Origin of the sequence: Aliinostoc sp. HNIBRCY26 (genome assembly GCF_050235535.1) — a bacterium.
GTDB lineage: Bacteria > Cyanobacteriota > Cyanobacteriia > Cyanobacteriales > Nostocaceae > Trichormus.
This window is the reverse complement of the sequence record NZ_CP189852.1, coordinates 6,364,546-6,384,430: the sequence shown is the minus strand read 5'-3', so window position 1 is coordinate 6,384,430 and position 19,885 is coordinate 6,364,546. Positions and strand designations below refer to the sequence as shown.

General features: G+C 42.2%; 19 protein-coding genes and 4 tRNA genes. 13 read left to right on the top strand and 10 right to left on the bottom strand.

Translation table 11 applies throughout. The features are described from left to right. Positions 1-468 precede the first annotated feature (468 nt). The 3 genes from dnaK to ACQFX9_RS26890 form a co-directional block, all read right to left on the bottom strand. On the bottom strand, positions 469-2,334 hold the full coding sequence (gene dnaK, locus ACQFX9_RS26900) for a molecular chaperone DnaK (protein ID WP_427159603.1): 1,866 nt from the start codon (positions 2,332-2,334) through the stop codon (positions 469-471). Positions 2,335-2,610: 276 nt separating this feature from the next. After that, complete coding sequence (locus tag ACQFX9_RS26895; protein WP_427159602.1) at positions 2,611-3,078, bottom strand: Hsp20/alpha crystallin family protein; 468 nt, start codon at positions 3,076-3,078, stop codon at positions 2,611-2,613. A gap of 360 nt (positions 3,079-3,438) precedes the next feature. Beyond that, positions 3,439-4,404, bottom strand: coding sequence for a stage II sporulation protein M (locus ACQFX9_RS26890; protein WP_427159601.1), 966 nt, complete (start codon positions 4,402-4,404; stop codon positions 3,439-3,441). A gap of 81 nt (positions 4,405-4,485) precedes the next feature. On the opposite strand from ACQFX9_RS26890, the gene ACQFX9_RS26885 reads away from it, so the two are divergent. From ACQFX9_RS26885 to ACQFX9_RS26875, 3 genes are read left to right on the top strand one after another with little or no spacing between them, the layout of a single operon-like run. Then, positions 4,486-5,337 carry a glycerophosphoryl diester phosphodiesterase membrane domain-containing protein gene (locus ACQFX9_RS26885; RefSeq protein ID WP_427159600.1) on the top strand — a complete coding sequence of 284 codons (852 nt, stop codon included), beginning with the start codon at positions 4,486-4,488 and terminating at the stop codon, positions 5,335-5,337. A gap of 21 nt (positions 5,338-5,358) precedes the next feature. Beyond that, positions 5,359-6,135 (top strand): RDD family protein, encoded by a 777-nt coding sequence (locus ACQFX9_RS26880; protein WP_427159599.1) that lies wholly within the window; start codon positions 5,359-5,361, stop codon positions 6,133-6,135. 22 nt (positions 6,136-6,157) lie between these two features. Then, positions 6,158-6,325 carry a hypothetical protein gene (locus ACQFX9_RS26875; protein WP_427159598.1) on the top strand — a complete coding sequence of 56 codons (168 nt, stop codon included), beginning with the start codon at positions 6,158-6,160 and terminating at the stop codon, positions 6,323-6,325. Here ACQFX9_RS26875 and ACQFX9_RS26870 read toward each other — a convergent pair whose 3' ends face one another. Then, positions 6,326-7,114: a DUF1868 domain-containing protein gene (locus ACQFX9_RS26870; protein ID WP_427159597.1), complete on the bottom strand. Its 789-nt coding sequence runs from the start codon at positions 7,112-7,114 to the stop codon at positions 6,326-6,328. Positions 7,115-7,281: 167 nt separating this feature from the next. On the opposite strand from ACQFX9_RS26870, the gene holA reads away from it, so the two are divergent. From holA to ACQFX9_RS26840, 6 genes are all read left to right on the top strand, one after another. Further along, a complete protein-coding gene (gene holA / locus ACQFX9_RS26865) occupies positions 7,282-8,268 on the top strand; it encodes a DNA polymerase III subunit delta (protein ID WP_427159596.1) in 987 nt (328 codons plus the stop codon). A 467-nt stretch (positions 8,269-8,735) separates the two neighbouring features. Next, positions 8,736-8,820: transfer RNA gene (locus ACQFX9_RS26860), tRNA-Tyr, on the top strand. 157 nt (positions 8,821-8,977) lie between these two features. Beyond that, positions 8,978-9,051, top strand: a tRNA-Phe gene (locus ACQFX9_RS26855). A gap of 9 nt (positions 9,052-9,060) precedes the next feature. Then, a tRNA-Gln gene (locus ACQFX9_RS26850) sits at positions 9,061-9,133 on the top strand. Positions 9,134-9,235: 102 nt separating this feature from the next. Continuing rightward, positions 9,236-9,309: transfer RNA gene (locus ACQFX9_RS26845), tRNA-Leu, on the top strand. 107 nt (positions 9,310-9,416) lie between these two features. Continuing rightward, positions 9,417-9,770: a winged helix-turn-helix transcriptional regulator gene (locus ACQFX9_RS26840; RefSeq protein ID WP_236141546.1), complete on the top strand. Its 354-nt coding sequence runs from the start codon at positions 9,417-9,419 to the stop codon at positions 9,768-9,770. Positions 9,771-9,813: 43 nt separating this feature from the next. Here ACQFX9_RS26840 and ACQFX9_RS26835 read toward each other — a convergent pair whose 3' ends face one another. The 3 genes from ACQFX9_RS26835 to ACQFX9_RS26825 all read right to left on the bottom strand — a co-directional run bounded on the left by ACQFX9_RS26835 (position 9,814) and on the right by ACQFX9_RS26825 (position 11,660). After that, positions 9,814-10,278, bottom strand: a complete 465-nt coding sequence (locus tag ACQFX9_RS26835; RefSeq protein ID WP_427159595.1) for a salt stress protein, Slr1339 family — start codon at positions 10,276-10,278, stop codon at positions 9,814-9,816. Between the two features lie 107 nt (positions 10,279-10,385). Continuing rightward, positions 10,386-10,991 (bottom strand): vWA domain-containing protein, encoded by a 606-nt coding sequence (locus ACQFX9_RS26830; RefSeq protein WP_427159594.1) that lies wholly within the window; start codon positions 10,989-10,991, stop codon positions 10,386-10,388. A 63-nt stretch (positions 10,992-11,054) separates the two neighbouring features. Beyond that, positions 11,055-11,660, bottom strand: coding sequence for a vWA domain-containing protein (locus ACQFX9_RS26825; RefSeq protein ID WP_427159593.1), 606 nt, complete (start codon positions 11,658-11,660; stop codon positions 11,055-11,057). A 320-nt stretch (positions 11,661-11,980) separates the two neighbouring features. Between ACQFX9_RS26825 and ACQFX9_RS26820 the strand changes: the two genes are divergently transcribed. After that, complete coding sequence (locus ACQFX9_RS26820; RefSeq protein WP_427159592.1) at positions 11,981-13,180, top strand: RNA-guided endonuclease InsQ/TnpB family protein; 1,200 nt, start codon at positions 11,981-11,983, stop codon at positions 13,178-13,180. Positions 13,181-13,201: 21 nt separating this feature from the next. Beyond that, positions 13,202-14,683, top strand: coding sequence for a site-2 protease family protein (locus ACQFX9_RS26815; RefSeq protein WP_427159591.1), 1,482 nt, complete (start codon positions 13,202-13,204; stop codon positions 14,681-14,683). Here the strand turns inward: ACQFX9_RS26815 and ACQFX9_RS26810 are convergent. After that, a complete protein-coding gene (locus ACQFX9_RS26810) occupies positions 14,669-14,836 on the bottom strand; it encodes a hypothetical protein (protein WP_427159590.1) in 168 nt (55 codons plus the stop codon). The genes ACQFX9_RS26815 and ACQFX9_RS26810 overlap by 15 nt on opposite strands. 1 nt (position 14,837) lies before the next feature. Then, entirely contained in the window at positions 14,838-16,064 is a 1,227-nt protein-coding gene (locus tag ACQFX9_RS26805; protein ID WP_427159589.1) for a glycoside hydrolase family 10 protein, read from the bottom strand. A 403-nt stretch (positions 16,065-16,467) separates the two neighbouring features. On the opposite strand from ACQFX9_RS26805, the gene ACQFX9_RS26800 reads away from it, so the two are divergent. Beyond that, positions 16,468-16,965 carry a hypothetical protein gene (locus ACQFX9_RS26800; protein ID WP_427159588.1) on the top strand — a complete coding sequence of 166 codons (498 nt, stop codon included), beginning with the start codon at positions 16,468-16,470 and terminating at the stop codon, positions 16,963-16,965. 138 nt (positions 16,966-17,103) lie between these two features. Here ACQFX9_RS26800 and ACQFX9_RS26795 read toward each other — a convergent pair whose 3' ends face one another. After that, positions 17,104-17,640, bottom strand: a complete 537-nt coding sequence (locus tag ACQFX9_RS26795) for a hypothetical protein (protein WP_427159587.1) — start codon at positions 17,638-17,640, stop codon at positions 17,104-17,106. A gap of 243 nt (positions 17,641-17,883) precedes the next feature. Between ACQFX9_RS26795 and ACQFX9_RS26790 the strand changes: the two genes are divergently transcribed. After that, on the top strand, positions 17,884-19,872 hold the full coding sequence (locus ACQFX9_RS26790; RefSeq protein ID WP_427159586.1) for a S8 family serine peptidase: 1,989 nt from the start codon (positions 17,884-17,886) through the stop codon (positions 19,870-19,872). The last annotated feature ends 13 nt before the right edge of the window (positions 19,873-19,885 follow it).

The window sequence follows — 19,885 nt, the reverse complement described above, 5'->3', positions numbered from 1 at the left end:
TAGGTACTATTGAATGCCATATTTTTGGCGTATTAAACACCAAAAATTTAGAAATCAGCTAGCTGAAAACTTTCTTCACAAAGATTTATGACAAACTTCCACGATTGTAAACATTGTACTTTTAGTTATCAAGTTTTATGCTCATAGCAAGATGCCAGGGAAGTACCTAAACCATCTAAACCAAAGTTGTCTTGCTACTCTGGGAGTAAGTTTCTTTAGGGGAAAGTTTTAGTGAATTTTGTCCTGTGAAAAGCAGATATAAGTATTTATGCGATTCAGATTTAATTTTTAAACAAAAATTACCACAGCCTACTGTTTCCTATTCCAGCTTGAGACCTTTCCTAACTACACAAATAACTTCAGTAATCAAATCGGATTCCTATATATTAAAGTGCCGAGTAAAACATTTTTACTCAGCACTCAGCACCGGCTAAACGCCGCGCTACCGCTAACAGCACTCACCACTAATTATTTACTTTCAACAAAATCAGCATCAATGACATCATCGCCACCACTTCTTTGTTCACCTGCGGCTTGGGCGTACACAGCACTACCAACTTGCATGAGGGCTTGCTGTAACTCATTGCTTAAAGATTTAATGCGATCGCTATGATCTTGGTTAATAGCCTCGCGTAAATCATTAACTAACCCTTCTACTCGACTCCTATCGCTAGCACTAACCTTATCACCTAAATCTCGTAGTTGTTTTTCTGCTTGATAAACCAAAGAATCGGCTAAATTCTTGGTGTCTATTTGTTCACGGCGTTTGTGGTCTTCGGCGGCGTGGGCTTCTGCATCCCTCACCATCCGTTCCACATCGCGTTTATCCAAAGTAGAAGCCCCAGTAATCGAAATTGACTGCTGTTTATTGGTCGCCCGGTCTTTTGCTGTCACCGAGAGAATCCCATTGGCATCAATATCAAAAGTCACTTCTATTTGCGGTACACCTCTAGGTGCTGGGGGAATACCATCTAAACGGAAATTACCCAAACTCTTGTTATCTTGAGCTAATTCTCTTTCTCCTTGCAACACATGAATTTCTACATTACTTTGTCCATCGGCGGCTGTGGAAAAAGTTTCTGATTTCTTGACAGGAATCGTAGTGTTCCGTTCAATAATCTTCGTCATGACACCGCCAAGAGTTTCTACACCCAAAGATAACGGTGTCACATCCAACAGTAATATGTCTTTGACTTCTCCTGACAATACACCAGCTTGAATGGCTGCACCAACTGCTACCACTTCATCTGGGTTTACGCCTTGACAGGGTTCTTTCCCAGTTATTTGATGAACTAATGCTTGCACCGCCGGAATACGAGTTGAACCACCCACAAGTACAACTTCATCAAGTTGGGTGTGGGAAATTTTCGCATCTTGTAAGGCTTGTTGCACTGGTTTCCGGCAACGGTCAAACAAATCTGCACACATCTCCTCAAATTTCGCCCGTGTCAGGATCATATCTAGATGTTTCGGCCCTGTTTGGGTAGCTGTGACAAAAGGCAGATTAATATTAGTTTGAGTCGCGCTAGAAAGTTCAATTTTGGCTTTTTCGGCTGCTTCTGTTAATCGTTGCAGTGCTTGTTTATCTTTGCGTAAATCTATACCTTCGTTATTTTGAAATTCACTAGCCAGCCAATCAACTATTTTTTTATCAAAGTCGTCACCACCTAAATGGGTGTCACCACTGGTAGATTTAACTTCAAATACACCCTCACCTACCTCTAGAACGGAAACATCAAAAGTACCACCACCCAAGTCAAACACTAAGATAGTTTCGTTTTGCTTCTTATCCAAACCATAGGCGAGAGCGGCGGCGGTGGGTTCGTTAATAATGCGGAGAACTTCTATACCAGCAATCTTCCCAGCGTCTTTAGTAGCCTGCCGTTGGGAGTCGTTAAAGTAAGCCGGAACTGTAATCACGGCTTGAGTCACTTTTTCACCTAAATATTTGCTAGCATCATCTACCAATTTCCGCAGCACTTGAGCAGAAACTTCTTCAGGGGCAAATTGTTTACTAGCTGCGGGACAGTTCAGTTTCACATTGCCATTACTGTCACGCACAACTTGATAAGACACTTCTGTAGACTCGTGGGTAACTTCATCAAATTTACGTCCAATGAAGCGTTTGACAGAATAAAAGGTGTTTTCTGGGTTCATCACTGCTTGCCGTCTGGCAATTTGACCTACCAAACGTTCACCAGTTTTGGTGTATGCAACCACAGAAGGCGTGACACGTTGTCCCTCTGCATTAGCAATAACCGTAGGTTGTCCCCCTTCCATAACAGCAACACAAGAGTTCGTCGTCCCTAAATCAATACCAACTACTTTTGCCATAAGAATTTCCTCTTTTTAGGGGTGTAAGACCAATTCAAAATTCGTCTTGGAAAGTTTGCTCAACGGGGGGAACCCCCGCACGCAACTTTCCGCAAAATTCAAAATTAAGAAATTGAGACTCAGCATCACTTTTAGGGTTTACATATGTATCAAATTCTTTATGAATTGGTGTAGGGGTAATAATAATGATGGATGAGTGCTGAGTATATGTACTAACTCAATACTCAGCACTCAGCACGGGCTAAACGCCCCGCTTCCGCTAACAGCACTCACAACTCATCCAACATTAACTTTCACCACTTTTTGTCTTTCTGATTCTGCTTTTGGTAGCGTTAAGCGTAGGATGCCATTTTTATATTCGGCTTGTACTTTTTCGTTTTGAATTTGACAAGGTAAAGGTATTTCTCTTTGGAATCTGCCGTAACGGAATTCAGAACGGGTAACGCCGCCTTCTTCCGTTGTGGTTTCGGATTTGCGTTCACCGCTAATCACAATTGCATCTGGTGTGGCTTCTACAGTAATATCTTTGGATTCTAAGCCAGGTACTTCTAATTTCAGGTGAATTGCATCTTCTTTTTCTTCGATTTCAGCCGCAGGTATGAATGCAAATCCCATTCTTTCTGCACCGTCTGTTGGCATTAATCTTTCAAACAGACGGTTCATTTGCCGTTGCAATGTGTCGATTTCACGGAATGGTTCTAAGCGTTCAATATCTCTGAAAGGTTCCCAACGAATAAGTGCCATAATATCACCTCTGAAAACGCACTACCTAATATTAGGAAGCCTCATACCAATTCAAAACTCAAAATTCGTCTTGGAAAGTTTGCTCAACGGGGGGAACCCCCGCACGCAACTTTACGCAAAATTCAAAATTAAGAAAGTAAGATTATGGAGTTTGAATTTGGTTGAATTGGTATAATTTTAAGCTTGTTTACTGGATACACAGCAATAGATTTATAGTTCAGTGTTGTGTGTTTTAAAGCTTTTGTTTAAGCTTCCTCACTACCACACTAGATCAGGTAAAATAGCTGGAGGTTCGGTTTAATGAACGTTATAGATAGCAATAACCGTACATTGAAAATTCAAAATTCAAAATTCATAAATCTAACTATTGGCTGATGTACGTTTGCGGTTACAATACATAACTAAAATTATAAATAATCCTAAACCGAATAGATACTTAAACGGGTCGGGAATTATAGGATTAGGGGAGAAAAAGCCTTCAATAATGCCGGCAATTACTAACATCGGCACAATGCCAAATACTAACTGTACTGCTTGATAACCGTAAACTTTTAAAGCATCACCCCGACGATATTGACCTGGAAATAAAATTGCTTTTGCTATTAATAACCCTGCCCCACCAGCAAAGAAGATGGCGGGTAATTCTAAAGCACCGTGGGGAAAGACAAATGCCCAAAAAGGGTAGGCTAGATTGTTTTGACCGACTAAAGTGGCGATCGCACCAATTAATAATCCATTAAATACCATTATGTAGGTCGTGAAAGCCCCGGCTGTAATCCCGCCAGCTACTGCCCCAAAGGACACCTTGATATTGTTAATCATGATGCCGCTAGATGCTAAAGGTTCAACGCCGACAATTGACCCCATCCACAATTCACCTTTATCTCGTACTTGGGAAATTAAGCTTTCTGGCACAATTAAGGACAAAAAAGTCGGGTCTTGCCAAGCGTACCACCAACCCACGATTAAGCCTAAAAAAAACAAAGCTGTCGCTGTGAGCGTATAGGAAAACGTCGTCCGCACAATCGCAGGAAACCCCCAAAGGTAAAAATCCCATACGGCTTGCCATTCCTGTCGTCGAGAACCTTGATAAATTTGGGAATAACCACGGGTTGTTAAAGATTGTAAATTATGAACCAAAACATTACTGACTTGCTGAGTACGGGCGCGTGCTAAATCAGCTGCTACAGAACGGTATAAACTCGCTAATTCTCTGATTTCCGCAGATTTGAGGGATTTTAACCCTTTGCGTTCTAATTGTCTGAGTAAAGCATCTAAACGCTGCCAATTTGATTCTCGCCGTGCAATCCAACGTTGAATATTCATAAATTTTGGGCATATTAGCTTTTAACGTACCTTAAGATAGCCTCAAATTCATACCCGTAATTTTCAGGAAAATTTGATTTTATGGCAGGAAATCTTGGTTCATCTCCTATACAACCATTAGATGTGGGCAATGTTGTCAGTGCCGGAATGCGCTTGTATCGCGCTCACCTTAAGGACTATTATTTACTGGCACTCAAAGCTTATGTGTGGCTGTTTGTTCCTGTTTATGGGTGGGCTAAATTTTATGCTCTCACATCCCTGATTTCCCGTTTAGCTTTTGGTGACTTAGTTAATCAACCAGAAAGCATCTCCTCTGGACAACGTTTTGTGAATTCGCGTTTGTGGCAGTTTTTATTGGCCATGCTGTTACTGTTTCTGATTAGTATAGGAATGGTAATAGGTGTAATTATAGTATTCGGTATATTGGGATTAATAGCTGCACTCATAGTTAATGGCACAGGTTCGCAAAACAATCCTGCCATTTACATATTTTTGGGTTTAATTGCCTTTGTGATCATAATTGTGGCTATAGTAGCAATATTATGGCTCTCAACCAGATTCTACCTAGTCAATTTACCTTTGGCGGTAGAAGACAACGTTGATGGCGCAACAGCAATTAGTCGGAGTTGGGAACTAAGCCAAGGCAACGTTTGGCGCATTTTATTAATTTCCTTTGTGAGTGTCTTAGTCACCACACCAGTGCAGATTGTGGTGCAGATTCTCACCACTATTTTGCAAATTATTTTTACACCCCTAATTCAAGATGGATCTGCTGTATTTAGCCTGATTTATTTTGCGTTGATCATGGCTGTCAGCTTCGGTAGTGGGGCGTTGATTGTGCCATTTATCCACACCACCAAGGCAGTTATTTACTACGATCTGCGGAGTCGCCGAGAAGGGTTAGGCTTAAAACTACGCGATCGCGAAATTTAACCCCAAGCATGAATTGAAATTATGCACCTGTTTAACCGTGTTAAGTACCGCACACCAGAAAGTGTAGAGTTAGAATTTACCCTTGCAGGTATTGGAAATCGTGCTTGGGCTTTATTAATTGACTACTTGGTGTTAGCAGCAATATTGACCGCTTTTTTAATTGTGTGGGCAGTCATTGTTGGTCAACTATCTGATTTTTGGTCGCAAATTTTTGGTTCTGCCGTTGGAGTATGGTTAGTAGCCATTACATTAATTGTCAGTTTTGTCATTTACGCCGGTTATTTTGTTTTTTTTGAAACTCTATGGCGAGGACAAACCCCAGGTAAACAAGCCGCAAAAATTCGTGTGGTTCGTGATGATGGAAGACCCATAGGAATGCCGCAAGCAGCCCTACGCGCACTACTGCGACCATTTGATGAGTTCATGTTTATTGGAGCCTTTTTAATTATATTTACTCGCCAAGAAAAACGTCTTGGCGATTTAGCCGCCGGGACAATTGTAATTCAAGCTGAAGCCGCAACTACATCAGCAACAATTATGATTTCCGAACAAGCTCAAGTTTGGCATCAGGAATTAATGCAGATTGCGGATTTATCGGTATTATTACCTGATGATTTTGCTGTCATTCGAGAATATTTACAGCGACGTAAAGCTATGTCCCCAAAAGCTAGAAGCGCGTTAGCTCTAAAATTATCCCAGCAGGTCAAAGAAATTTTGCATATAGACGAATTACCAGCAGCAATTCACCCCGATATTGTTTTAGAAGCCGTTTACTTGGCGTATCAGAATCGGATTTGAGGCAGGGGTGCAGGGGGCAGGGGTGCAGGGGGCAGGGGGCAGAGGGCAGGGAGACAAGGTAGACAAGGTAGACAAGGTAGACAAGGTAGACAAAATACATAAATCAAGTTTCTTATTTATTCCCCAGTCCCCAGTCCCCAGTCCCCAATCCCCAGTCCCCAGTCCCCAGTCCCCAGTCCCCAGTCCCTAATTAAAACTCTAAACTAGGCCAATGTGATTCCCGATAATAACGGGTCATATCGTCAAATTTTCTCAGTTCTAGTCGACGCACAGAAATTTGTGGAAGGTTAAACATCCACTTTTTATTTAACTCAGTTAGTTCATCAGCAAGTTTTATCCGGTCTAAATCTGGTGAGATATCCCCGAAATAACCCAAGGTGACATGGGCTGTAAAGTGATAGTGTTGTTCAATTCCCAAGGCGATTAATTTGGGATTTTGATAAATGGTGCGGCGAAACATCACAATCTGTTCGTAGCAACTTTCATCTTTGGGTACTAGACATACGCCTATAGCTCTAGGCATTAGGACTATTCCTAACACTTGCCACGCGATCGCCTGACTGACTTGTGTCAGGAGTTCTTGATATTGTTGAAATGTTTCGGTAATACAAGCTTGTAATTGTGATTCAAACTCAGGATTTTTCTCACAAGCATGACGATAGGCACTGTCCCAAATCAAATCTGCTAAAGTTAAGTGGAAACTCTCAGCAGGTAAGGGGACAATCAGATTTTGATTGCTGGGTAATTGTAAAATTTCCTGTTGATACCCTTGTAAAGTAGCGTAGAAATCAGAGTTTTCCGCATCTTCCGCCGCCGGAGGAGTAATCAAAGTATAACCAGGAAAAGGTACTGCTACTCTAGTTCCCTCAGATGGCTGAAATTTATAAGATTCCTGAATATTTTGCACCTGAGATTTATAAGCTTCCGGTAGTGTCAGCCTTGCTACCCGATTCAGATAAGTTTGGTAGTTGTCGTCCAATCTTCTTTGCCTCACGCTCTAACTTGATTGATTTTAGGGAAAATTTGAATTAAATAGTAGGGGGTAGGGGATTGGGGCTAATCAATTCAAAATTCAAAATTCAAAATTCAAAATTCAAAATTAAAGATTCTGTTCCCTGTTCCCTGTTCCCTAATGACTATTGACTAATGCCTATTTACTTTTATTGGGGCGAGGATGATTTTGCGACGGAAAGGGCGGTGGCGACTTTGCGCGATCGCGTCCTCGATTCTATGTGGACTAGTTTTAACTATACTGTTTTCCTCCCAGATCAAAGTGATGCGGTAATTGCGGCTCTTAATCAAGTGATGACTCCGCCTTTCGGGGCTGGGGGACGTTTAGTTTGGTTAGTGAATACTAATCTTTGTCAGCAGTGTCCGGAAAATGTATTGACAGAATTAACGCGGACTTTATCAGTAATCCCTGATAATTCCCATTTATTATTGACTTCCTCGAATAAACCAGATGAACGCCTCAAATCTACAAAGTTACTCAAGCAATACGCTGATTTTCGTGAGTTTCCCTTAATTCCTCCGTGGAAAACAGAGTTAATCATCCAAGCTGTTAATCAAGCGGCGCAAACCGTGGGAGTGAAACTTACGGCTAAGGCGGCGGAAGTTTTAGCGGAAGCTGTAGGCAATGATACACGCCTCCTTTACAACGAAATGGAGAAATTACGTTTGTATGCAGGAGGTAGTAATCAACCAGTAGATATGGATACTGTGACGCTGTTAGTGAGAAATACTACTCAAAATAGTTTGCAACTAGCCGCAGCCATTAGAACAGGTGATACGGTAAAAGCGTTAACTGTTGTTGCTGATTTGGTGAATGCAGCCGAGCCAGAATTACGAATTATCGCTACTTTGGTGGGTCAATTCCGTACTTGGCTATGGGTAAAGTTGATGATGGAAAGTGGTGAACGCAATCCCCAAGCGATCGCTAAAGCGGCTGAAGTCGGTAATCCTAACCGTATCTACTTTTTACAGAAAGAGGTGCAATCTCTATCTTTACGTCAACTCATCTCTTGTTTACCCCTACTGTTAGAGTTGGAGTTTATGTTTAAAAGAGGCTCTGGAGATATCACTGTGCTGCAAACTAAAGTTATAGAACTGTGCCAAGTCTGTCAACGTCATTAATAGGGATTGGGGACTGGGGATTGGGGATTGGGGATTGGGGACTTGTACTGAGCTTGTCGAAGTATTGGGGACACTTCGACAAGACTTCGGCGTGAGCTCAGTCGAACGCTCAGTGCTTCGCTGGGGATTGGGGAATAGCAAATCAAGAATAAAACATTTTAGATCATCTAATGTTAGCGTACCCCTCCGGGGAAGCAAGCTACGCGGTAGCGTCTCGTAGAGAAGCGGGACGTACCTGGAGGGGAAGCAAGCTACGCATAGCGTCTCGGAGAGAAGTCCATTGCGAATTGGTATGACAACCAGCTGCTTCTCTAGGAAATGCTACGCGAACTTGTTTACGCTTGCCTCCTATCTTCTAAAAAAAGTTTGTAGTACGCTCTTGACACTTTTGTATTATTTTGTAGTATAAATGTAGTGCAGCAATCAAGCCTCCCAAACTAAAATCCCACCACTGCCAAATCTTTCATAGGTCGGCTCGCCTATCAGCGTGGGCAACTGTCTGTAAAACAGCCGCTTCTTGCGTTGCAGGTGCGACTCCTGCCCGACCTACCAATAATGGAGAGTAAATCGATCAGGCGATCGGCACTGTTTGCTAAACAGATGGGATTGTATCTGTGTTTCGAGTCCACTGCTCTCCGCCTTTAAGAACTTGGTGTAGCCGAGAGTGGAGGTACCCTTCGGTGAACAAGTCCCTCCGTTCTCGCCTTATCCCCTGGTAGCTCAGTTGGTAGTAGCGTCTGTTTGAAAAACAGAAGGTCGTCAGTTCGATTCTGACCTGGGGGACTGGCATATTGCCCTGTGGTGTAACTGGTAACATCCCTACCTTTGAAGTAGAAGATTCCAGGTTCAAACCCTGGCAGGGCAGCTAAATTATACTCCTGTAGCTCAATTGCAAGAGGCAAAAGCAAGCTACAAATCCCATGAGGAGTACAAATATCGGGATGTAATTCAGTGGTCTAGAAGCTTTGCCCTTGTGACGAAACTGGTAAACGTGCTGGTCTTAGAAACCAGATTTTGTGGGTTCAAATCCCACCAAGGGTACTAAATTGAGTCGTTGACAGAGCAGATATGCAGATGCCTTATTGATAAAATAATTTGACAGGGACAAGTACGCAATAAAAGGCTATGTACTTACTAAAAAATTAACTATGAAAGCTGAAGCAGAAAACTATGAAAGGCTCACTTGTGAAGTAGAAACTACTTTAAAAGTCATTGGCGGACGCTGGAAGGTTTTGATTATTAGAGAACTTCTATCGGGTATGAAACGGTTCGGTGAATTGCAGCGTTCTCTACCTGGAATTACACAAAAAATGCTCACTCAACAATTACGGGAATTAGAAGAGGACGGAATCATACATCGAGAAGTATATGCACAAATCCCCCCAAAGGTAGAATATTCTTTAACACCTTTAGGTTTAAGTTTACAACCAATTCTCTATGCTATGCACGAGTGGGCTGTTAAGCATTTTTATCAAAATAAGGGAATGGGTAATGGGGAATAGGGCATTGGGCATTGGGCATTGGGCATTGGAAATATTAATTAATTTAGTTAGATTTTAGATACTCGATTGCGGCTTCTAGCTTGGAAGGATAACTTTCAGCGAATCTTTCAAACCAAAGTCCTTCAACCGATAGAGGATCTAATTTTGCTAGCCAATCTTGTGCCTGCTTTTTCAAAGCGGCTTTTTGTTTTGCTTTAATTTTTTCTTGTTCAATTCTTTCTTGTTCTAGTTCTTGTTGCTTTTTCAGTTCCTCAGCTTGTGCTTGGGCTTCAATATCAGCTTTAACTTCTTCTAAAATATTATCTATAAAAGAATGTGGTTGATTGGTATCTCCTAAAATATCATCTATAAGAGCATTTGCTGAATTTATAGACAAATTTACAGGTAAATTTATCGGTAAATTTGTCGATGGTTGATCGAAATTGGGTTGTGGTGGTTCTGTCTGTTGTGATTTATCACCATTGTATTCTGCTTTAATTTGCTCCAACAATTTATCAATAGAGTCCATAATTATTAGTCATTAGTTATTAGTCATTAGTCAACAGTCAAAATCTCTTCCCGTAAAACTTTTAACCCCTACACCATTACACCCTTACACCCCTAAACCCTTACTTATTAGTCAGTAATTGCATTTAATAGCACTTCTGACAAGCTCATATCTTCCATATCTTCCATTGTAATGGTGTCACAAATATCAAATTTTGCGCCAGCACTTTGTAATTCATCATCCAAAATTTTAAGGAAGCGAGCTGCTTGGGGGTCTTGACCGACTTGAATGAAGGAAATAGCTAGTTCTTCATCTCTATCCATCCGTCGAGAAGCTTCAATAATGACCCTCATTACTGCTTTGCGATCGTCTGGTTCACCGTCAGTCACAACTAAAATTGTTTCACCATTGGCTTTGGTTTGACCAGATGCTTTACGTTGAAAATAATCATCTGTGGCGTGTTTTAAGACTGCGGCTAAATCAGTTGTTCCCGCAGGATCATTTTCCATAAATATTTGCGCTACTCTAGCAGCAGTAACGTTTTCATATCGCTTAAATCTGCCAGAGAAGACATATAATGTAATGCCATCTGGATCAAATTGTTCGCACTTACTGGCTAAAGCTAAAGTAGATTCTTGAGCTGTGACCCACCTATTTCTACCACCCTTTTGATCGGGAGTAGCCATGCTACCACTTTTGTCAATGATGAGAGTGTAATCGCGATTGTCTAGCATAATCTTTATTTCAACTCATAATTAACAACTAATGACTAATGACTAATGACTAATGACCAAAGACTAATCAGTAATTGCATTCATTAAGACATCTGCAAGACTCATCTCTTCTAAATCATCTAGAGTGATAGTATCGCAAATATCGAATTTAGCCCCTACGCCTTGTAATTGGTCATCTAATGCTTTGAGAAACTTTGTCGCTTGGGGGTCTGAACCGACTTGAATCATGGAAATGGCTAATTCTTCATCACGTTCCATCTGGCGTGTAGCATTAATAATAACTTCAAATACGGCTTTGCGATCGTCCGGTTCGCCATCGGTGATCACTAAGATGGTTTCGCCATTGGGTTTAGTTTTGCCGGCGGCTTTGCGTTGAAAGTAATTATTGGTCGCATCCAGGAGGACACCTGCTAAATTGGTTGTTCCGGCTGGGTCATTTTCGAGAAATATTTGGGAGACTTTAGCGGTGGTAACGCCTTCATAGCGTTTAAATCTACCAGAGAAAACATATACAGTGATGCCATCGGGGTCAAACTGTTCACACTTTCTAGCTAAAGCAATAGTTGATTCTTGGGCGATTTCCCATCTGCTTCTACCACCGGCTTGGTCAGGGGTAGACATACTGCCGCTTTTGTCGATGATTAATGTATAGTCGCGATCGCTCATCATAGTTTTCCTTCAATTTAGTATCCTGTGGTTATAAGTCTAGTCTAGGTGTCTCAGGTAGAGACGAAGACATTAAGCTTTTGTATCAATCTCTAACTTTGGCGCAACATCCAGCCATAAACCGAGATTAATCACTAAGTATCTACAACCACGCCGAAACCCATTCCCAATTCCCAATGCCCAATTCCCCAGTACCTATGACCGATACTGAGCGTAAACGAAGTTAGGGAGAGGGTAGCCCTCACTTTTCCCAAATAAATCTTTGATACAACACGAATGTTTTGAGGTATTATATTCTATTCATGAGTGATTAGGTCGAAGTCATGGAACAAGTATTGACGCTAGTTTGCAAACTCAACCCCTCTCAAAAACAGGCAGAAGAAATTGAACTGGTACTTGCAGCATTTGCTGATGCGTGTAATTACGCCAACCAAAAAGTTAAGCCTCAGATAACCAGCAAGATATCTATTCAGAATATGGACTATAACGAGATTCGTGCTTTGTTTGGGTTAAGTGCAAATTTAGCTGTTCGTGCTTGCGCCAGAGTTGGGGCTAATCGCAAAAGTGCAAAGCTTAAAGATAAGCCAGTTAAGATATTTAAGCCAACATCGGCTGATTATGATGCCAGAATTTTCTCATTTAGAGAAAAAGACTGGACTGTTAGCTTAACCTTAATGAATGGCAGGGAACATATCAAAATTGATGCGGGTAATTACCAAAGAGGTAAGTTAAAAGGCAAAAAACCAACATCAGCACAGTTATGTAAACATCGTGATGGCAAATATTACATCCACATTCAAATTAAGAACGAAGCACCAGAACCAATTAAGTCAAGTAATGTAATTGGTGTTGATTTTGGTCGTCGTGATATTGCTGTAACTAGCAATGGTGATACGTGGGATGGAAAACAAATCAATGATGTTAGAGACAAGTTCTCTAGGGTAAGAACATCTCTCCAGCATATTGCCACGAAAGGCACAAGGTCTACTCGCCGCAGGGCAAGGCAGATTTTGCAACGGTTGTCGGGCCAGGAGAGACGATTTCAACAATGGCTAAACCACAACATTAGCAAGTCTATAATTCAGGACGCGTTAAAAAATAATGCAGTAGTAGCAATTGAAGACTTAACAGGTATTCGTGAAAGAACTAATCAAAAACCAAGAAATAAAACAGAACGTAGACGTTCTAACTCTTGGTCTTTCTATCAGTTAAGGTCTTTTTTGGAATACAAAGGCATCCAATTCGGAGTAAAAGTAACTGCTGTTCCTCCAGCTTGGACAAGCCAAACTTGCCATCAATGTCTACATATTGGACTGCGTTCTGACAAGCTTTTCAAATGTACTAATGAGGCTTGTTCTTGGAGTGGTGATGCTGATTTTAATGGAGCAAAAAATATCGCTGCTATTGGGGTGAATCTTGTAAACTCGCCCAGAGGCTCGAACTGTTTGTGTTGTAATCTCAGCAAAGACAGTTCAGGGCTACTAAAAGCCCACACTGACCCGAAGCGGGTACAGTGTGAGTAGTTTACAGCGAAGGGTTTGGAAATGTTTACCTCGTCAGAGACTCCTATTATTGGGACAATTGTATTGGTGGCTTTTGCCATTTTAGGTTGGGGCTTTTATCGCGCCAGACCTTTTGGAAAACTGGGAATCTTGGCCTGGTTGCAGTCGGTGGTGTTAATGACTCCCTGGCTGTTATTCTTCGGTTTGTTTGCAGCCGGAATTTACATCAACATAGTCGGAATTTTATTCTTGGTGGTCGGTTCGGCTGGATTGTACATCTACTTAGGTAGACAATTACGTGCTGCTGGTCAAGATGCTATCCTCAAGCAACGCGCCACAGAAAGACTAACGGCGGCAGAATCCTCCTCTGCAACAGAAAATCCTCCACAACCAGCAGCAGTGGTAGTGGAAATCATGCCAATTCCAGAAGAAGACTTGAGTGTGATTAGAAGTATTTTTGGCATTGATACATTTTTTGCTACAGAAACGATCGCCTACCAAGAAGGTGCTATCTTCAAAGGGAATCTGCGCGGCGAACCCCAAGAAGTTCACACCCGTTTAACTGCGAGTTTAAAAGACAGGCTGGGTGATAAATATCGTTTGTTCTTAGTAGAAAACAACGATGGTAAACCTGTAGTGATTGTTCTCCCTAGCAGCAATGACCCACGTCCTGCCATGTTAGCGCAAAAGGTCTTTGCTGCTATTTTGGGAATCGCCACTGTTGGCACTAGCCTAGAAACAGGCGGATTATTGCTCAATTTTGATTTCTTGGCGCATCCAGAAAGGTTACAAGAGACTTTACCCATCGGTTTAGGCATATTTGCCATTTTAATCGCCCATGAAATTGGGCATTGGTTACTGGCGCGTCGTTATCAAGTGCGTCTTAGCTGGCCTTTCTTCTTACCTGCGGTGCAAATCGGCTCTTTTGGGGCAATTACACGCTTTGAGTCTTTGTTACCTAATCGCACAGCTTTATTCGACATTGCCGTAGCCGGGCCGATCGCTGGTGGTATTGTATCTTTACTGATGTTAATTGCCGGTTTGTTGCTGTCTCATCCTGGCAGTTTATTTCAGTTACCCAATCAATTTTTCCAAGGTTCAATTTTAGTCGGTAGCCTAGCAAGAGTGGTTTTAGGTTCAGCTTTGCAATCACCCTTAGTCAATATTCACCCCCTCGTAGTGATTGGTTGGTTAGGTTTGGTCATCACTGCTTTAAACTTAATGCCAGCCGGACAATTAGACGGAGGACGCATTGTCCAAGCCATTTACGGACGCAAAACCGCCAATCGAGCCACCATCGCTACTTTAATTGTCTTAGGTTTGGTAGGCTTGGCTAATCCTCTAGCATTGTATTGGCTCATCGTAATTGTCTTCCTACAACGAGACTTAGAACGCCCCAGTTTAAACGAAGTGAGCGAACCCGACGACGCTAGAGCCGCAATTGGTTTATTAGTATTGTTCTTAATGATTACCACCCTTTTACCCTTAACTCCTGGTTTAGCAGGTAAGTTAGGAATTGGGTAATAGGGCATGGGGCATGGGGCATTGGGCATGGGGCATTGGGCATTGGGCATTGAGGTAAAATCTACCTTGTCCACCTTGTCCACCTTGTCCACCTTGTCGCCCAGTCCCCAGTCCCCAGTCCCCAGTCCCCAGTCCCCAGCCCCCAGTCCCCAATTTACGCTTTCCACCCTGTCAACAAGTTAGGATACTTAGCTGGTTTGGGGAAGATTTTTTGTAAGGCTGTCTGACGTTCTAGGGGTTGTTCTTTCGCTAAGTTCCACAGGGTTTCATAGAAGAAGAAGGAAACTCCGGCAAAATTGCGATCGCGTGTTTTTTGGACTTGGGTTTGTATTTGCTGCATGGTAATGGGTTTATTTTTTAAGCCGGTTAAAATCCCCACACTCACAGGTATATGTTTTTGGGCGGCTTTGACTTCTGGATACTCTAATTCTTTGACGAAGACGTTGAGATCATCACGGTAAATCTGCAATACCAATTCTTCAATTAGTCCCATCCGTTCCCATTTTTGCCAGTCTGCAAGGAAAAATTCGTAAGAAAAACGCTGTGGGTTGGGTGCGACGGAAACTAAACAATCTTTTTTCGCGGCTTTGATGGCTGTAAATACTCGCTTCATGAAATCGGTGATTTTGCTGGCTCGCCAACGCACCCACTCTGGATCTTTGGGATTCTGAGAAGGGGCTTGCCCACGATGTTCTTTTTTGTATAAAGCTACGGTGTAGGCATCATAGCCGAGTTCTGAAGGTAAGCCAAAATGGTCGTCAAATTGAATACCATCGATATCATAGTTTCTGACGATTTCGACGATTAAATCTTGGATAAATTGCTGCACATCAGGGCGAAAGGGACTTAACCACACCCTGTCATGTGTACCTTCTTTGACAATGCGTGTACCATCACTGCGATTGGTGAGCCATTGGGGACGATTTTTGGCTAAGAGGGAATCAGCAGGAGCCATAAAACCGAATTCAAACCAGGGAATGACGGTTAAACCTTGCTTATGTCCTTCAGAGACGATTTCTTTGAGGATATCTCGCCCTTGTAATCCTGGGGTGGGGTCAAGGGAACGGCCAATCACCTGGGCTGCAACCCGACTAGGATATAGAGTGTATCCCCAATTCCACACGGCTGGGTAGACGGTGTTAAAGTTCAGTTCATCTAATTTTTGCACAGCTTGACGCAGGCGATCGCGCTCAAACAGCACATCACTATCAATATTTGTTAGCCACACCCCTCTCAATTCTATAGCTGATGATGAGTTAGGACTGATTTGGGCGTTTAAAGGTAACGATAAAATTACTGTAGCCACCGCAGTTAAAAACCACATCACTGCTAAAAATACGGGCTTATTTCTTTGGGTAAAATTATGTAACAAAAACCTCATACACCACTTTCTAAGTATTCCATAAAATTTTACATGAGCAGGGAATAACTTAAATTAGATGGACGCGTTCAATAGCTAAAAGTTGCTCTGGCGAAGATTTATAGACAAGGGTAATATTCTGGGGATGGAGGAATCAAGAGAAATCTTTATCTTGTTTTTACATTGTTATTTAAAGATTTCATATCGCTGATCTGTTAATACCGATACATCCTCTACATATTTGTTTCGACAATGTGAATAATACAACTTATACTTGACTATTAATGTATATTTATGATTATGCTATGTATTAATGAATAAATCTCCATTTACCTACTGAGTGATACTTAAACATTAAATAGCTTGTAAGTAGTAATTTCACGGTTATGCTGACAGCTTTTCACCTAAAATCCCAAATTTAGTAATGAAAACCTTGATTAATTCACCAGATCATCTTGCACAAACAACAGCAGCCACTCAGAGATTAGAGAGGGCAATTATGCTTGCTGCGGGTGATTTTGCGTTGATATTAGCTTGTTGTAACTCGCCTCAAAAGCAACAGCAGATTTTAAATTTATTAACTCCGTCTTCAGCACTAAACATACAAGAGATTGTGCTGCAAGCAACTGATGAAACGCTATACACAACCATTCAAGATCAAATTGGCAATCTTCACCCAGAAGTATTGATGATTACGGGTTTAGAATCTGTAGTGGCTATTAACCAACTCATTGCTAGTACCAACATCATGCGGGATGAGTTTCGTAAATCTTTTCATTTTCCCGTGGTGTTATGGCTCAATGATGAAATCCTCAATAAATTAGTGTGGTTAGCACCTGATTTAAAAAATTGGTCAGCCAACACTATTCGTTTTGATTTCCCCCAGCACCAGCTAATTGATAATCCTATTCTTATTGCTTGATAGTCAATAGTCATTAGTCAATAGTCATTAGTCATTAGTCAATAGTCAATAGTCATTAGTTTTTCTTCCTTGTCTCCCTTGTCTCCCTTGTCTCCCCCTGCCTCCTGCCCCCTGCCCCCTGCCTCACAAGGGTATTTCTTAACGCTGTCTTCTTTCCATCAGTAATTGAGGTTCGACATTTTCTATATTTGGTATTGCTTTTAATTGTGTAATGCCTTGCAAAGCATCGCTGATTTTACCTGATTTAGCAGTTAACCAAGCTGCATGAGGTGCGTAAGCTAAAATTTGAGTAATTTCATAACCTGATTGCTGAATAGCTGCTTGCTGTGACTCAACGGCAATATTTTCTGGAAAGCGAATAAAAACTAAACCTGTGGGGACGGCTAGTAAACCCCCTGGTAAGGTATAAACGGGACTGAGTGTATCTGTAATGGTTGATTGTGGTTCACCTGCGAAGACGGCAATTTTACCTTCATTCAACAATAAAATTGCTGTGGAATTGGCTGTGTTTGGCTGTTTGTAGTGTATGGCATAATATCCAGGCTGTTGGCTAAATAAACTCACTGCATCTTTGCCAACAGCAATTTGTTGGGGATATTCACTAAAGTAGTCGGATGAAAATCTCACTTCAGCAATTAGGGGTAGAGAATAAGCCTGGAGAAAAAATTCGATCATCTTGCTTCAATTCTACTAACAGGGAACAGGGACTGTTTGTGTAGACAGCAGAAAGTGGACTGAAGTTACTGTAGACTTACATTTTGTAACTTTTTTGGGCGATATTCTGGAAAAATCGGGGGCTAGTTTGTATTTAGTGGTTAATACTAAATGCTTTCTAAGCTGCGGCTTGCGGGTGATGCTTTTCGGATATCACACGCTAGCCAGAGGCTTAGATTTAACTAAATCTCAGGAGATGAATTTATGGTTCAGGTTCGCTATGGCGGACAGAATGGTGAACAGTATGAACTGGTCATCAGTGATGATCATATTGTAGTTCGTACTCAAAACCGCAGTGTGCTTGTAGGCGATCGCCCGTTTGAAGTAGCATCTGTATCGCCGGAAGCCCGTAGTATCCTCAATCAGTTTGACTTAGTAACGCGATTCCGGCAAGCAGGGGTAGAAGTTTTGCAATTAAAAGCACCACATCAAGACGGTGCTTTACGTGACCAAGCCAAGGAAATTTTAAATCAAGAACCGGAAATTCAATTTGCCGGACGGGTATTGATTGACCCGCAGTCGCGACAACCAGTAGTCTACACGGAAAACCTCTTTGTCAAGTTTGATGATGAAGAAGAAGCTAGCACCTGTGAGGCAGTTTTAGGACGTTACAATTTGACGATTAAACGTCAACTAGAATATGCCCGTAATGCTTATTTTGTCAGTGCGCCAGCCAATACGGGTTTAGCGATATTTGACCTAGCTGAAACACTACTCAACGAAGAAACAGTAGAACTTTGTCATCCTGAGTTAGTCAGAGAATTTCGTCAACGTCAAGCTTTCCCGCAGCAATGGCATCTCAAAGAAACCACGATTAATGGTAAGAATATCAATGCTCATGCCTATGTGGAAGCTGCTTGGAAATTCAGTGAAGGTGCAGGCACAACTATTGCCATTATTGATGATGGTGTAGATATTGACCATGAGGAATTTCGTTCCTCTGGTAAGATTGTCGCCCCCAGGGATGTAACACGCAGAAACAACAACCCCAGGCCAGGTAACTCAGACAATCACGGGACAGCTTGTGCAGGGGTAGCCTGTGGAGATGGGAACTTTGGTGCGTCGGGTGTGGCACCAAAAGCCAAATTAATGCCAATTCGCTTTGTATCAGCCTTGGGTTCCGTAGATGAGGCTGATGCTTTCGTCTGGGCGGCGCAAAATGGTGCAGATGTAATTTCCTGTAGTTGGGGGCCACCGGATGGGATTTGGTGGGAACCCACCGATCCCGGCCACCTGCAAAAAGTTCCTCTCCCAGACTCTACACGGTTAGCGATGGAATACGCCTTCACAAAAGGACGTAATGGCAAAGGCTGTGTAATTTTATTTGCGGCGGGAAATGGTAATGAGAGTGTTGATAATGACGGTTACGCTAGCTACCCCAAGGTAATTGCGGTGGCAGCTTGTAATGACTTTAACAGAAGAAGTGCTTTCAGCGATTTTGGAAAAGCCGTCTGGTGTGCTTTCCCCAGCAATAACGGCTACAGTTCCCAAACTCCCGGCATTTGGACAACAGATCGCACCGGACGATCTGGTTACAATAATGGCACTGTTAGCCAGGGCGACCAAGCAGGCAACTATACCAATAGTTTTGGTGGTACTTCTAGTGCTTGTCCTGGGGTAGCTGGAGTTGCGGCTTTGATTCTTTCCCGAAACCCGAATTTACGTTGGGATGAAGTCAAAGATATCATTAAACGTTCTTGCGATCGCATTGATGAAACCGGCGGGAATTATGATGCTGATGGACGCAGCCCTTTTTACGGTTACGGTCGCGTCAATGCCCTGAAAGCTGTAGAATTAGCTTCCCCACCCCAAATCGACCCAGTGGGAATTTTCACAGCCGTGCAGGATGTTCCCATTCAAGATTTGCAGACATCTACACTCAGTTTAGCGATCGCTAACACCAACTCCATTAAATCTATCAAAGTCACGGTAGACATTGAGCATACATACATAGGAGATTTAATTGTTACCCTCATCCCACCCACAGAAACAGGAGTATTACCGATAATTCTGCATAATCGCCTGGGTGGTGCAGCAGATAACATCAAAACAACCTATGACGAAATCAACGTCCCCGAACTAGCAGCACTCAAGGGCAAAATTCCCCAAGGTAACTGGACTTTAGAAGTAGCAGACAAAGCCCAAGCCGACACCGGTCAAATTCGCAGTTTAACCATTGAAATTGGCTTTTGAGAAAAGCATAGAA

Coding starts and splice junctions, on each gene's coding strand:
- ACQFX9_RS26890 (WP_427159601.1), bottom strand. CDS start 4,404: ATGAATATTCAACGTTGGATTGCACGGCGAGAATCAAATTGGCAGCGT.
- ACQFX9_RS26840 (WP_236141546.1), top strand. CDS start 9,417: ATGAAAGCTGAAGCAGAAAACTATGAAAGGCTCACTTGTGAAGTAGAA.
- ACQFX9_RS26835 (WP_427159595.1), bottom strand. CDS start 10,278: ATGGACTCTATTGATAAATTGTTGGAGCAAATTAAAGCAGAATACAAT.
- ACQFX9_RS26830 (WP_427159594.1), bottom strand. CDS start 10,991: ATGCTAGACAATCGCGATTACACTCTCATCATTGACAAAAGTGGTAGC.
- dnaK (WP_427159603.1), bottom strand. CDS start 2,334: ATGGCAAAAGTAGTTGGTATTGATTTAGGGACGACGAACTCTTGTGTT.
- ACQFX9_RS26885 (WP_427159600.1), top strand. CDS start 4,486: ATGGCAGGAAATCTTGGTTCATCTCCTATACAACCATTAGATGTGGGC.
- ACQFX9_RS26805 (WP_427159589.1), bottom strand. CDS start 16,064: ATGAGGTTTTTGTTACATAATTTTACCCAAAGAAATAAGCCCGTATTT.
- ACQFX9_RS26800 (WP_427159588.1), top strand. CDS start 16,468: ATGAAAACCTTGATTAATTCACCAGATCATCTTGCACAAACAACAGCA.
- ACQFX9_RS26790 (WP_427159586.1), top strand. CDS start 17,884: ATGGTTCAGGTTCGCTATGGCGGACAGAATGGTGAACAGTATGAACTG.
- ACQFX9_RS26820 (WP_427159592.1), top strand. CDS start 11,981: ATGGAACAAGTATTGACGCTAGTTTGCAAACTCAACCCCTCTCAAAAA.
- ACQFX9_RS26825 (WP_427159593.1), bottom strand. CDS start 11,660: ATGATGAGCGATCGCGACTATACATTAATCATCGACAAAAGCGGCAGT.
- ACQFX9_RS26880 (WP_427159599.1), top strand. CDS start 5,359: ATGCACCTGTTTAACCGTGTTAAGTACCGCACACCAGAAAGTGTAGAG.
- ACQFX9_RS26895 (WP_427159602.1), bottom strand. CDS start 3,078: ATGGCACTTATTCGTTGGGAACCTTTCAGAGATATTGAACGCTTAGAA.
- holA (WP_427159596.1), top strand. CDS start 7,282: ATGCCTATTTACTTTTATTGGGGCGAGGATGATTTTGCGACGGAAAGG.
- ACQFX9_RS26795 (WP_427159587.1), bottom strand. CDS start 17,640: ATGATCGAATTTTTTCTCCAGGCTTATTCTCTACCCCTAATTGCTGAA.
- ACQFX9_RS26815 (WP_427159591.1), top strand. CDS start 13,202: ATGTTTACCTCGTCAGAGACTCCTATTATTGGGACAATTGTATTGGTG.